Source organism: Proteus sp. G2609 (genome assembly GCF_963896135.1).
GTDB lineage: Bacteria > Pseudomonadota > Gammaproteobacteria > Enterobacterales > Enterobacteriaceae > Proteus > Proteus mirabilis.
Map to the genome: position 1 here is coordinate 145,942 of NZ_CAWQNB010000009.1, position 13,227 is coordinate 159,168.

Annotated in this window: 16 protein-coding genes; 8 read left to right on the plus strand and 8 right to left on the minus strand. The window is 37.9% G+C overall.

Annotation, left to right across the window (positions count from 1 at the left end; all coding sequences use genetic code 11):
* Positions 1-17: 17 nt before the first annotated feature.
* Positions 18-1,067, minus strand: a complete 1,050-nt coding sequence (locus AACV01_RS03885; RefSeq protein WP_161682462.1) for a DUF2157 domain-containing protein — start codon at positions 1,065-1,067, stop codon at positions 18-20.
* A 328-nt stretch (positions 1,068-1,395) separates the two neighbouring features.
* Here AACV01_RS03885 and AACV01_RS03890 point away from each other — a divergent pair, with 328 nt between their 5' ends.
* Together AACV01_RS03890 and AACV01_RS03895 are read left to right on the plus strand one after the other, a co-directional pair.
* Positions 1,396-2,307, plus strand: a complete 912-nt coding sequence (locus AACV01_RS03890; RefSeq protein WP_161682464.1) for a hypothetical protein — start codon at positions 1,396-1,398, stop codon at positions 2,305-2,307.
* Positions 2,300-3,604 carry an SIR2 family NAD-dependent protein deacylase gene (locus AACV01_RS03895; protein ID WP_049237054.1) on the plus strand — a complete coding sequence of 435 codons (1,305 nt, stop codon included), beginning with the start codon at positions 2,300-2,302 and terminating at the stop codon, positions 3,602-3,604. The genes AACV01_RS03890 and AACV01_RS03895 overlap by 8 nt, the downstream gene beginning before the upstream one ends.
* Positions 3,605-3,687: 83 nt before the next feature.
* Here the strand turns inward: AACV01_RS03895 and murA are convergent, their stop codons facing one another.
* From murA to mlaF, 7 genes are all read right to left on the minus strand, one after another.
* On the minus strand, positions 3,688-4,950 hold the full coding sequence (gene murA, locus AACV01_RS03900; protein ID WP_004245292.1) for a UDP-N-acetylglucosamine 1-carboxyvinyltransferase: 1,263 nt from the start codon (positions 4,948-4,950) through the stop codon (positions 3,688-3,690).
* Positions 4,951-4,998: 48 nt separating this feature from the next.
* The gene (gene ibaG / locus AACV01_RS03905) at positions 4,999-5,253 is read right to left on the minus strand and encodes a BolA family iron metabolism protein IbaG (protein WP_004245293.1); all 255 of its coding nucleotides are present in this window, start codon (positions 5,251-5,253) and stop codon (positions 4,999-5,001) included.
* Positions 5,254-5,393: 140 nt separating this feature from the next.
* Entirely contained in the window at positions 5,394-5,687 is a 294-nt protein-coding gene (gene mlaB, locus AACV01_RS03910) for a lipid asymmetry maintenance protein MlaB (protein ID WP_004248922.1), read from the minus strand.
* A gap of 1 nt (position 5,688) precedes the next feature.
* Entirely contained in the window at positions 5,689-6,318 is a 630-nt protein-coding gene (mlaC, locus tag AACV01_RS03915) for a phospholipid-binding protein MlaC (protein ID WP_004245295.1), read from the minus strand.
* Positions 6,319-6,391: 73 nt separating this feature from the next.
* Complete coding sequence (mlaD, locus tag AACV01_RS03920; protein ID WP_004245296.1) at positions 6,392-6,928, minus strand: outer membrane lipid asymmetry maintenance protein MlaD; 537 nt, start codon at positions 6,926-6,928, stop codon at positions 6,392-6,394.
* Between the two features lie 3 nt (positions 6,929-6,931).
* Complete coding sequence (gene mlaE, locus AACV01_RS03925) at positions 6,932-7,711, minus strand: lipid asymmetry maintenance ABC transporter permease subunit MlaE (protein ID WP_004248921.1); 780 nt, start codon at positions 7,709-7,711, stop codon at positions 6,932-6,934.
* A gap of 3 nt (positions 7,712-7,714) precedes the next feature.
* Complete coding sequence (gene mlaF / locus AACV01_RS03930) at positions 7,715-8,527, minus strand: phospholipid ABC transporter ATP-binding protein MlaF (protein ID WP_004245298.1); 813 nt, start codon at positions 8,525-8,527, stop codon at positions 7,715-7,717.
* 243 nt (positions 8,528-8,770) lie between these two features.
* Here mlaF and AACV01_RS03935 point away from each other — a divergent pair, with 243 nt between their 5' ends.
* The 6 genes from AACV01_RS03935 to lptB are packed head-to-tail and all read left to right on the plus strand — an operon-like array spanning position 8,771 to position 13,170.
* The gene (locus tag AACV01_RS03935; RefSeq protein WP_036896005.1) at positions 8,771-9,751 is read left to right on the plus strand and encodes a calcium/sodium antiporter; all 981 of its coding nucleotides are present in this window, start codon (positions 8,771-8,773) and stop codon (positions 9,749-9,751) included.
* Positions 9,752-9,768: 17 nt separating this feature from the next.
* Entirely contained in the window at positions 9,769-10,743 is a 975-nt protein-coding gene (gene kdsD, locus AACV01_RS03940; protein WP_017628220.1) for an arabinose-5-phosphate isomerase KdsD, read from the plus strand.
* A 27-nt stretch (positions 10,744-10,770) separates the two neighbouring features.
* Complete coding sequence (gene kdsC / locus AACV01_RS03945) at positions 10,771-11,328, plus strand: 3-deoxy-manno-octulosonate-8-phosphatase KdsC (RefSeq protein WP_004245301.1); 558 nt, start codon at positions 10,771-10,773, stop codon at positions 11,326-11,328.
* Between the two features lie 17 nt (positions 11,329-11,345).
* Complete coding sequence (lptC, locus tag AACV01_RS03950; protein WP_004245302.1) at positions 11,346-11,924, plus strand: LPS export ABC transporter periplasmic protein LptC; 579 nt, start codon at positions 11,346-11,348, stop codon at positions 11,922-11,924.
* Positions 11,905-12,438, plus strand: a complete 534-nt coding sequence (lptA, locus tag AACV01_RS03955) for a lipopolysaccharide ABC transporter substrate-binding protein LptA (protein WP_004245303.1) — start codon at positions 11,905-11,907, stop codon at positions 12,436-12,438. Before lptC ends, lptA begins: the two co-directional genes overlap by 20 nt.
* A 6-nt stretch (positions 12,439-12,444) precedes the next feature.
* Positions 12,445-13,170: an LPS export ABC transporter ATP-binding protein gene (gene lptB / locus AACV01_RS03960; RefSeq protein ID WP_004245304.1), complete on the plus strand. Its 726-nt coding sequence runs from the start codon at positions 12,445-12,447 to the stop codon at positions 13,168-13,170.
* The last annotated feature ends 57 nt before the right edge of the window (positions 13,171-13,227 follow it).

Below are 13,227 nucleotides of genomic sequence, written 5' to 3' on the forward strand. Positions count from 1 at the left end.
CCTTGTTATTCACGACATTATTGCTTATTTACCATGCGGCTATTTTCAATGGCATGCCAAATTTTTTCTGCTTTACGTCCAATAAAAATCAGTGAAATAGCCAAGATAAAAAAGAAAATTGCACTATGTAAGCTATTCCAGAAATATTCAAAAAAGCGGGTATAAAGATTGATACCAAGGAATGTTAGTCCAAAGCCTCTCAACATACCATCATCGGTTTTTAAGCTGATATAAATACAAATGACAGCAACAACAGCAAATAATAAAGCCCAAGGTAATAACTGCACACTTGAAATGTAATACCACGTATCCGGATCATAATTACCAAAAATAGACATGATCCACAACGCAATAAAGAGATAAGACAGTCCCATTATCTTTGTCATAAAAAATAAGCGACGGCGCATTAAAATATTTTGCAAAAAATAGCATCCCGCTAATAATGCAGAGCCAAATAACACAAAACGAATAGGATAATTCATGCCTAGCCAATAAGCGCCCCAACCGGACATATAACCCGTTTTAGCACCAAACCAATTGCCCAACATTAATAAGAAAAATAACCACACTAATGAAGAGTGACTGATAAAGCCAATCACAGCATAAATAATGCAACCCATTAAAAGAAGTGGCGCAATATTACCACTACCATCATCTAACAACTCACCGAGTTGCCAAAGAAAAACCGCCGTAAATAATATCCCTAAAAAGAGAATAAACTCAGTACTGTAATGCCATAGTATTTCTTTGCGTTGGCGTTTAAAGCCCCAAAAATAAAACATACCAGCAATAAGCGCAGGAAATACCACACGCATAATCTCAGAGACACTAAATAATTCGATAAGATAATGAATTAATGCGGTATCACTAAAAAGGTTAACGGCAGCAATAATTAAGCAGGCAATAGCTATCCAAAAAGCATAGCGACTCAATCTTTTCCAATCAAAGGGAAGGCGTTGTAATGTACTTTCTAGTTGTTGATGCTGTTGTGCTGATAGCTCACCAGATTGTTGCCAATAATCAAGTGCTTGACGAATAACACGCTCTTGTTTCCTTGTGACCTGCATAGCGTTTTTTCCTTTTTTATTGGTAAGCGGTTAATAAAGAATGACCTAACACAGGCTGACTTTCTTTACTGTATCCTGCTATCAAAGAATTACCATAGGTATTATTTTATTAATTTCATTTAGAATGATGGATATACCACGTTATAATAAAAAATAATATATATTAATTTTTTTACTTAACTGATAGGTGAATAATCCTAAATAGTTATTTATCATTACACAGCGCACATTTTTTATCCATTAAGCAGAAATTCAAAAAAGCATATGATATTTATCATTTAATAAAATACAAAATAAATATAAAAATAATACGTAAAAGAGATTTTCAATGAAAATAGAATTAGCCAAAAGCCTTGAATTAAATAGAAATATTACAGCAGAAGAAGTTGATAATTTATTTTCAAAAAAAATAATAACATCAAAATATCTTTTTGAATGTACTGAACCTGATTGTCATGCCCAAGTAACTTGTGCCAATCTTGATAAACCAAACCGATTACGAAAAAGAGTTCCTCATTTTAAATTTGTTTCTGAACATAGTGATACATGTAAAATAGGGATCAATGAAGAAAATGAATTTCGTAGAATAAAAAAAATGAAAGAAGATCCAGAGGCTCTTCCTTTTATTCTCGATGATATTGTTGAGCTTGATCTCTCAACACCTTATAAAACTAAATTTCATGATATCTCTTCATCAAAAGAGGAAGATGGCATCAACAAACGCTTAAAAACAAAAAATATTGATGACGAAAATAGTAATAAAACACGTCATTCAAAAAAGCGTTTATCAGGACTCGTTAATGATTTTATCGATAAAAAAAATTTCTTTCTCAATATTGCAGAAGGAAAGATCCATTTAAGAGATTTCTTCATTTATATTAATGATAAAAAAGATCTAAGCGAATATGTAGATGAACCTCGAATATACTTCGGTAAAGCTTGGGTTAAGCGTATAGATAATTATTACCTTGTCCGTTTTGATAAAAAAATGAAAAAAGGTGACTTAATTTGCAAGCCAACATTTTTTATTTCTGAACGTCTTGTAAATAAATCAGAGTATAAAAGAACCTCTCGGCAAGAATTAGATAAAATAGCACTATCAACACCGCCAAAACCTCTTTATTTATTTATATTTAGTGAATTACCACCTGTAAAAATGAATAATGGTGATTTTATCAATTTCAAATTAGATGACTTAACATACTTATATTACAAAACATGGGGTAAAAAAAGTGAATGAAATATATGAAATAGCCTATTCAGCGGCAGCAAATAGATTATGTTTGTTTACAGGAACCGGTTTTTCTAAAGCACTAACGAATAACAAAGCTCTTGGCTGGCAATCTTTACTTGAAAAAGCCTGTGATAAATTAGATGGTTTAAATAAAGTCAAAAAATCACTTTTTCCCGAAAATGGAAAAAATCCATTAAGCTTAGAAGAAGCGGCTCAAGTTATTTATATTGAATATCAAAAAAAAGGAGAAAATTTACATGAAAAGATAGCAGAAATAATAAAAGAAATTCATTTATCAAAAGATAATAAGCATGTAAAGAATTTCTTAGATAATAATTCAATAAGAATAATAACAACAAATTATGATAAACTTATCGAAGAAATGATCCCAATAAAAAAATGTCAATCTCTTGCACCTGGTTTACCAATACCAAAAGCATCTTCCAGTACAAAAATTTATCATGTTCATGGTTCTATTGATTCGCCTAGTAATATGGTAGTTACTTCTGATGATTATTTTAAATTTATAAACTATAACTCTTATTTTTCTAAGAAAATAAGCTCCATGATTTATGAAAATACAATCGTTATATTAGGCTATTCTCTTGGAGACACTAATCTTAAAGCAATTATTAATGAGTACAAAAATTTCTCACGAGAAAATGTTATTGGTTCCTCTATGTTTTTAGTATCGAGAAAGAAAGTAGAATCTTATTTAAAAGAGTATTATTTTCATTGTTATGGCATTAGAGTCATTGATAATTTAGATATTCATGACTTTTTTGATAAATTAAATTCAAAAATTCAAGATGTACAAAAAAGAGTAGAAGATTCGTTAGAGAATATCGAAAAAGTACTGAGTGGAAAACACAGCTTTTCTAAAAGTTTTCTCAAGGTTGAAAATAATTTTTATGAAATAATTATGTCCTTAGCTGCATTTGGTGTTCTTGTGACAGATGCCAAGGCAATGAATATGATAGAAAAAATAATACAGGAAAAAATAAAACTAACGAGCGAAAATAGTGCATGGGAACAATATGTTCATTTAGCAAATTGGCTAATTTATCTTGCAACAATTATCGAAATAAAAGATACATCCTTAGAAAAAATATATCTTAAAGCGGTATTTCATTCGATGAATCATATGAGTAAAGACTATTCTATAGGATATTCTTGGCACGCCTATAAAGCATGGGAAAGTAAGTGGTTTTCGCTTATTGTATCAAATAGAGTCATGCTAAAAAACTATGTAAGCAAAAACATTAATAACCAAGATGCTGTTAACTTAGTGAAAAATCTATAAATACGCTTGATGAATAATAAAAAACCATAGCACCAATAAAGTGCTATGGTTTTTAATCACGATAACAGGGTAACTAAACTTAATTAGTCATTAGAATGTAGACGTTCGATTTTAGCCCCTAAACCCTGTAATTTGGCTTCAATATTTTCATAGCCACGGTCGATATGATAGATACGATCAACAATCGTCGTACCTTCAGCAATGCAACCGGCTAATACTAAGCTGGCAGAAGCACGTAAATCGGTAGCCATCACTTGAGCGCCTGAAAGCTTATCAACACCATGACAAAGTACAGTATTGCTTTCGATTTCAGCATGGGCCCCCATACGGATAAGTTCAGGAATATGCATAAAACGATTTTCAAAAATCGTTTCAGTGATCATTCCTGCTCCATCAGCCACAAGATTTAAAAGACTAAACTGAGCTTGCATATCGGTTGGGAAACCAGGATGTGGTGCCGTACGCAGAGTCACCGCTTTAGGACGTTTACCATGCATATCAAGGCTTATCCAGTCTTCGCCCGTTTCAATATCAGCACCCGCTTCACGTAATTTAGCTAATACCGCATCAAGCGTATCTGGTTTAGCATTGCGACAAACAACACGACCACGAGAAACCGCCGCCGCGACTAAGAATGTCCCCGTTTCAATACGGTCTGGTAAAATTTGATAGGTGCCTCCACCAAGGCGTTCAACCCCTTCAATAGTAATGCTATCGGTGCCTGCACCACTGATTTTTGCGCCTAAGGTATTAAGAAAATTCGCGGTATCTTCAATTTCTGGCTCTCTCGCCGCGTTTTCAATAATGGTTTTACCTTCGGCTAAAACAGCGGCAGTCATAATGGTAATAGTGGCACCTACGCTCACTTTATCCATTACAATATGTGCCCCTTTTAAGCGACCATCAACACGCGCTTTCACATAACCTTCATCCAGCGTAATTTCCGCACCAAGCTGCTCTAAACCTGTAATATGCAGATCAACTGGGCGCGCACCAATCGCACAACCACCCGGCAAAGAAACCTGACCACGTCCGAAACGTGCAACTAATGGCCCTAATGCCCAAATAGAGGCACGCATCGTTTTAACTAATTCATAGGGAGCACAAAATTCGTTGATATGACGAGCATCAACAAAAACAGAGCCGTTGCGTTCGACTTTAGTACCTAAACGATTAAGTAACTTAATGGTGGTATCAATATCTTTTAGCTTAGGAACATTGGTTAATTCTACTGGCTCTTCGGCAAGGATAGCAGCGAACAGAATTGGTAGTGCAGCATTTTTTGCGCCTGAAATAGTGACCTCACCGGATAAGCAGGTAGGCCCTTGTACTCTAAATTTATCCATCTGTAGAACTCTCTTTTTTATTTTGCTGTACGCTGTATACCTACTGAATTAAAGCCCGCTGAGTTTACGATCCCTTTTCCACTCTTCGGGTGTGTAGGCTTTAATAGATAAAGCGTGAATACGATTATCTGCGATATATTCCATCAAAGGGGCATAAATGGTTTGTTGTTGTTTCACTCTGCTCATTCCTTCAAACATCGCGCCAACAACCACAACCTGAAAATGACTGCCATCACCATTAACAATGACTTCATCTAAAGATAGGGTATCCATTAATACTTGTTTGATTTCATTTGTATCCATAATTGCTCAATCTCAACGTTAAAATAATAATCAGTTGCCTATCCTAATAGAATCCGGCCTACTCTTAAACCATGAAAAACCCCCTTAATGATAAAAGTATCAATAAGGGGGATTTTTTTATTGCTTTATCGGGAAAAGCATTAAGCAATATTCATAATTTCATCAAGATCATAGAGTGTGATTAGCGTTTGAAAGCGCTCACTAACACCTTGAATAACACATTGACGATCAAGTGCTTCCATTTCGGCCTTTAGATGGACAAAAAGTGCTAATCCGGTTGAGTCAATATGATCAAGTTGAGAAATATCGATGATATTAATATCAGCTAATAACGCTTTACGTTGTTGCCAAACTGGCAATAACGTTTCTCTATCTAGCGTTCCTTGGAAAGAGAGTATTTCACCCTCTTTTTGCCAATTTAACGAAGCTGACATACTATTTTTTCTCATCTAATGTAATCGGTGTTTTGGCACTAATTTCTAATTGCTTAGTTAAACCATCAACCCCTTTCGCACTTAAAATATCAGACCACTCATTTTGTTTGGTGGTGATCATGCTAACGCCTTCGGCAATCATATCATAGGCTTGCCATTCACCCGTTTTACTGTTCTTGCGCCATTGAAAATCAAGGCGTACTGGTGGTCGACCATTTTTATCAATAATAGTGACACGAATAGTCAGGTTTGATTTATCCGCAAAAGGTTTAGCGGGTTCTATGCGATATTCTTGCCCTTCATACATTGCTAATGCTTGACCATACACTTGTGCAAGATAATCTTTAAAAGCGGCAAAGTAAGCATCACGCTGAGCCGGCGTTGCATTACGATAATAAGGCCCTAACACTAATGCTCCAGCATATTTGATATGTACATAAGGTAACAACTCTTGTTGAACAATCTCACGTAACAGTTCTGGATTTTTACGAATTTCTGGTTGCTCAGTTTTTAATTTATCAAAGGTTTTTTGCGCGGCATCTTCCATCAATGCATAAGGATTGGTTTTATCGACCGCCATCGCAAAAGGTGTTATCACCAATAATGCGACCATTAATAAGCGTTTAAACATACTCGCTTCCTCTTGGGATTATATTTCAGTAAATACGGTGCACTAAATAAACCACACCGTAAGCGAATGATCATTAAGGTAATGCTGGTTGTTCGGTTTGCGTTTTTGAGTCAGAGGTTGTTTTTCCATCTCCGTCACCGGTTTTATAAAGGAACTGACCAATCAAATCTTCAAGCACCATGGCTGAATGGGTATTGGTAATTCTGCCACCATCCTTTAGAAAATCAGAACCTAAATCTTCATCATAAAAGCCGAGATTTAAGGCCAAAAACTGTTCACCTAATAAACCTGATGTGCGAATAGAAAGAGAACTGCTGTCAGGAATATGGTCATAAATGTTTAAAATATCGAGAGCAACTTCAGGACGATAGTTACCTTCCACCTCTTCTTTTAAGGTAATAGAGGCAACGCGACCAATAACCACCCCACCGATTTTAACCGGTGAACGCTCTTTTAAACCACCAATATTACCAAAACTTGCGTAGACACGATAAGTAGGTTGATTACCCACTTCTTTAATATCAGCCACTTTTAAGCTTAAAAAGACAACCGCTATCAGTGCAATAACAACAAATAAACCAACCCAAACTTCAATTTTTTTACTTTGCATGACTTAATTCCCAAACATCAGTGCAGTTAGCACAAAATCTAAACCTAATACGGCTAACGATGAATGAACAACGGTACGCGTTGTTGCTCTGCTAATCCCTTCCGATGTTGGGATTGCGTCATATCCGTTAAACAGCGCTATCCAAGTCACGGTAATGGCAAACACGACACTCTTAATAAAACAATTCACTAAGTCTTTTTGCCACTCAACCGCACCTTGCATTGATGCCCAGAAAAAGCCTTCATCAATGCCTTTCCAATCCACGCCGACAATAGCACCACCCCAGATCCCCACCGCAACAAAGATCAGTGAAAGTAATGGCATACTAATAAACCCGGCCCAAAAACGTGGCGCAACCACACGTCTAAGAGGATCGACAGCCATCATTTCTAAACTGGATATCTGCTCTGTTGCTTTCATTAAACCTATTTCTGCGGTCAGTGCAGAGCCTGCACGTCCAGCAAATAATAGTGCCGTCACCACAGGGCCTAACTCTCGTAACAAAGAAAGCGCCACCATCATACCTAGGCTCGCTTCCGCACTAAATGTCGTCAGTACTAGATAGCCCTGTAAACCAAGAACCATGCCAATAAAAAGTCCAGAAACCATAATGATCAGTAGCGACTGAACACCAACACTGTACAGTTGCTTCATTAATAATGGCCACTGCTTACGAAACTCAGGCTTACCGATCAATGCTCGAAATAGCATGATGCCGGCTCTACCAAAAGTCGCAAAAATCGACAGTGATCGCGCGCCTAACCGCGCTAGTAAATTAACCACGTACTAATTACCTCGTCCTAATAGATCATCCTGATAGTTCCCCGCAGGAAAACGGAAAGGTACAGGTCCATCAGCAATACCATCTAAAAACTGTCTTACTTGTCTGTCTGGATTTTCCTGTAGCTCTTTTGCACTTCCCTGAGCAATGATTTTCTGTTCTGCAATAATATATGCATAATCGGCAATACTCAGTACTTCAGGGACATCATGAGACACCACCACACAAGTGACCCCTAATGCATGGTTTAATTCATCAATCAGTTTTACTAATACCCCCATGGTAATGGGATCTTGTCCAACGAATGGCTCGTCAAACATGATTAAATCTGGATCAAGGGCTATCGCTCTTGCTAAAGCGGCTCTGCGCGCCATTCCCCCCGATAATTCAGATGGCATTAAATTAGCTGCCCCTCTTAACCCTACCGCTTCTAACTTCATCATCACGGTAGTGTGAATTAACGCCTCGGGTAAATTAGTATGCTCTCTTAATGGGAAGGCGACATTTTCAAATACATTCATATCAGTAAAAAGGGCGCCTGATTGAAAAAGCATACTCATTTTTTTTCTTGACTGATATAAAGCAGAGCGTGATAACTTAGGAATATTGTCACCATCAAACCAAATATCACCACTATCAGGCAGAATTTGTCCCCCCATCAAGCGTAATAAGGTGGTTTTACCTATCCCTGAAGGCCCCATTATTGCAGTCACTTTTCCTCTAGGCACATCCAGATTGATTTGCGAAAAAATCTTTCTGCTACCGCGAGTAAAGTTCATATTGCGCACTTCAATTAAATTGTCTGGTTGTGCGTTCATGAATAAAACGTCCTTAAGCCTGTCTGCATAAACAAAATTTATACGCTATTTTGGCAGGTCATTGTCAATGTTACAAAGAAATCACCACTATTTAGCAATTTATTGCACGGTTGATTTTACTTTTCGTGCTTGGCTAGTCAAAATATGGTTAATTAGCAAAACCTTTTGACAATAATGTTTTTTATCAGCCCTGTCTTATTGGTTTTTTCTTTATTTTTCACTCATTGTTGGAAAACTGATGGCATGTTGATTACTTTGTCTCTTCTCATTGTTGGGTTGATGTTATTAGTCTATGCATCAGACCGACTGGTGTATGGTGCAAGTGTGTTTGCTCAATCATTAAAGCTCCCTCCTGCCGTTATCGGTATTGTTATTGTGGGAATGGGTACTTCATTGCCGGAGCTTTTTGTTGCAACCGACGCGGCCATCCACAATTTACCCGAGATAGCGATAGGTACAGCAATAGGATCTTCATTAACGAATCTGCTACTGATTGCTGGGATTGGAGCGATGATTTATCCCATGAATATCCAATCTGCGGTACTAAAAAAAGAACTTCCTTTGATGATTATAGTCATCTTATTAGCAGGACTGGTGGTTTCTAATGGTCATCTAGGGTTGAGAGAAGGCTGTTTACTTTTTTTCATCGGCTTCGCCTCTCTTTTTCTAATGATAAAAATGCTCCATAAAACCTTAACACAAGTGCGCCATGTGTTACCGCTAGAGACACTTTCACGTTTTGAATTACAAACTAATCCACGTAATTCTGTTGCCCTATTTTGGGTGGTTATTGCATTACTGATAATCCCTGTTGCAACAAGAATGATCATTGATAATGTTTTTATCATCATGCAACAGTATCATCTCAGCGGTTTTTTAGTTGGACTAACCTTGCTATCTATTGGCACCAGTTTACCTGAATTAGCAACGACCGTTGTGGCAGCCTTAAGACGTGAAAATGAACTGGCTCTAGGCAATATTATTGGCGCTAATATTTTTAATCTCACCTTTGTGCTAGGCATGCCCGCATTACTCTCTCCTAGCACATTTAATATGCAAGCATTCTATTTTAGTTTTACTGTGCTGGTGGCCGCGGGCCTACTTTTCTCACTCTTTTCATTGGGGCGCAAACAGCGGCTAAACCGTGGAAAGGGGATTTTCTTATTAGTTTGTTTTATTGTTTATATTACGGTGTTGTGCGTTGCACATTCTCTCTTAACCTAAAATAAATGGTACAAAAAATGACCGGATTTGATTTTCAGCAAGCAGGTAAAAAGGTTCTTCAAATTGAACAAGAAGGATTAGCTGAGTTAGCACAATATATCAATGACGATTTTTCTCTTGCCTGTGAAAAAATCTTTCACTGTCAGGGAAGAGTGATTGTTATGGGCATGGGAAAATCAGGTCATATTGGGCATAAAATTGCCGCCACCTTTGCCAGTACCGGCACCCCTTCTTTTTTTGTTCACCCCGGTGAAGCCAGTCATGGCGATTTAGGTATGGTGACAGAAAAAGACATTGTGCTGGCAATTTCAAATTCAGGTGAAGCCAGTGAAATTCTCGCCCTTATCCCTGTCCTCAAGCGTAAACAGATCCTTTTAATTTGTATGACACGCTCACCTCAAAGTACAATGGGGAAAGCTGCTGATATTCATCTTTGTATAAAAGTCCCTAAAGAAGCTTGTCCGTTAGGTTTAGCCCCTACCACCAGCACGACGGCAACACTGGTGATGGGAGATGCCTTAGCTATCGCTTTATTGCGCGCTCGAGGTTTTACGGCGGAAGACTTTGCACTATCGCATCCCGGTGGTGCATTGGGGCGCAAATTATTGCTTCATGTCAGTGATTTAATGAATAAAGATGATGATATTCCACGCGTCAGCAAAGAAGCGACATTACGCGAAGCACTGGTAGAGATCACCCGTAAAAAATTAGGTATGACCGTTATCTGTGATGATAATATGTTGATTAACGGTATTTTTACTGATGGTGATTTGCGTCGTATCTTTGATTTAGGTATTGATCTTAATAATGCCAAAATATCAGATGTAATGACGAAAGGCGGAATTCGCATTTCCCCAGATAGCTTAGCGGTAGAAGCGCTTAATTTAATGCAAGCAAAACATATCACTTCACTGTTAGTCACTGAACCAGATAGTGATATTTTATTAGGTGTTTTACATATGCACGATTTATTGCAAGCTGGGGTTGTTTAAGCTTGTTATGCGTTCATAAGGATAAAGATGAATACAATGATAGAGACCTGCTACGGTGCAGTAAGCAAGCAAATAATGCAAAAAGCAGAAAAAGTCCAATTGCTGATTTGCGATGTTGATGGTGTGATGTCTGACGGACTTATTTATATGGGCAATAACGGTGAAGAGTTGAAAGCGTTTAATGTCCGTGATGGCTATGGCATTCGTTGTTTACTTACATCGGGTATTGAGGTCGCTATCATTACGGGTCGTCAATCTAAGCTTTTAGAAGATAGAGCCAAAACACTTGGCATTACATATCTTTACCAAGGACAGCATAATAAGCTTTTGGCGTATCAACAACTGTTAGATACACTAAACCTTAAACCAGAACAGACAGCCTATATTGGCGATGATCTGATTGATTTACCGGTAATGGAAAAAGTAGGACTGTCAGTTGCCGTTGCTGATGCCCATCCATTACTCACACCTCGTGCCGACTATGTTACCCATATTTTAGGTGGACGCGGTGCAGTACGAGAATTATGTGATTTGATCCTATTAGCCCAAGGTCGACTTGAAGAAGCTAAAGGTTTATCGATTTAAACGTATAACGACACAGAATGAATAAATTAAAATCCTGGTTTACCCTGATTTTAGCCATTATTGCTCTTGGGCTAATTGGCTGGAACTATACTAACAATACTGAGCTTGATGATGGAAAGATTGTTGAAGATGGTCAACCCACCTACCAATCTAAATCATCAATATCCTTTGTTTATGAACCAACAGGTATACTGGGATATAAACTAGTTGCTGATGATGTCAAAAACTATGCTCAGCAAAAGTTTACATGGTTTACTAATCCTGTCTTAACGACTTATTCGCCGACAGGAGATGCAACATGGACAGTGCGTGCAAATAAAGCCAAACTGACAAACAGTAAAATGCTCTATCTTTATGGCGACGTTCAAATTGATAGTTTAACTGATGACTCCCAACTTCAGCGGATCAGCACAGAAAATGCTATCGCAGATCTGGATACACAAGATGTTTCCTCTGATGATGAAGTGACTATTATCGGCGTCGGACTGAAATCAGTCGGCTTAAAAATGCGAGGCAATCTGCGTGAAAAACGTGCAGAGCTGATTGAACAGGTGAACACCTATTATGAGATCCCTAATGAATCGAAAAATCCGTAATACACTAATTATCAGTACGTTATTCTCAATAAGTGTCCCAGTTATGGCACTTAAAGATGATACACAACAACCTATTGTTGTTAATTCCGAGAAACAGTCACTTAATTTAGAAAAAAATATTACCACTTTCACACAAAATGTTGTGGTAAAACAAGGCTCTATTGATATAAGAGCTGATAAAGTAGTGGTTACACGTCCTGGTGGCGATTCTAAAAAAATCGTGATTGAAGCTTTTGGTAACCCTGTGACATTCTATCAGTTACAAGATGATGGTAAACCAATCAAAGGTCGTGGTGATAAAATGACCTATGAGATGGACAAAGAGCTGGTGACCTTAACAGGTAAAGCTTATCTTGAACAATTAGACAGTAATATCACCGGTGATAAAATCACTTATCTCGTACCGACACAACAAATGGAAGCATTTAGCGGTAAGGGAAAACAAGTCACCACCGTTTTACTCCCTTCTCAGTTACAAGAGAAAGGTCCCGGTGTTAACAACAAAGGTAAGTAACACTTTATGGCGCTGTTAAAAGCTGAAAATTTAGCAAAAGCATACAAAGGGCGCACCGTTGTCGGTGATGTGAGCCTCAATGTTAACTCCGGTGAGATTGTTGGCTTACTTGGTCCTAACGGTGCGGGAAAAACCACCACCTTTTATATGGTGGTAGGTATTGTCGCCCGTGATGCGGGTAGCATTACTATCGACGATGAAGATATTACCTTACTCCCGTTACATGAGCGTGCGCGTAAGGGTATTGGTTATTTGCCACAAGAAGCCTCTATTTTTAGACGCTTAAGCGTTTATGACAATATCATGGGAATTTTAGAAATACGCCATGATTTAACGGCCGAACAACGAAAAGATCGTGCAGAAGAGCTACTTGAAGAGTTTAATGTCAGTCACTTACGTAATAGTTTAGGGCAATCTTTATCAGGGGGTGAACGCCGTCGTGTAGAGATAGCACGGGCGCTAGCGGCAAATCCTAAATTTATTTTATTGGATGAGCCTTTTGCCGGTGTTGACCCTATTTCCGTTTTAGATATTAAGAAAATTATCCAACATCTACGCGATTATGGCTTGGGCGTATTAATTACCGACCATAATGTACGCGAAACCTTAGATGTGTGTGAACGTGCTTATATCGTCAGTCAAGGACACCTTATTGCCCATGGTTCACCAGAAGAAATTTTGGCAAATGAGCAAGTTAAACGTGTTTACTTAGGTGAAGGCTTCCGCCTGTGATCTGAGTGACACTTTTATTTCGTCACGGATGACAACATAAGAGGATCCATCGCATCA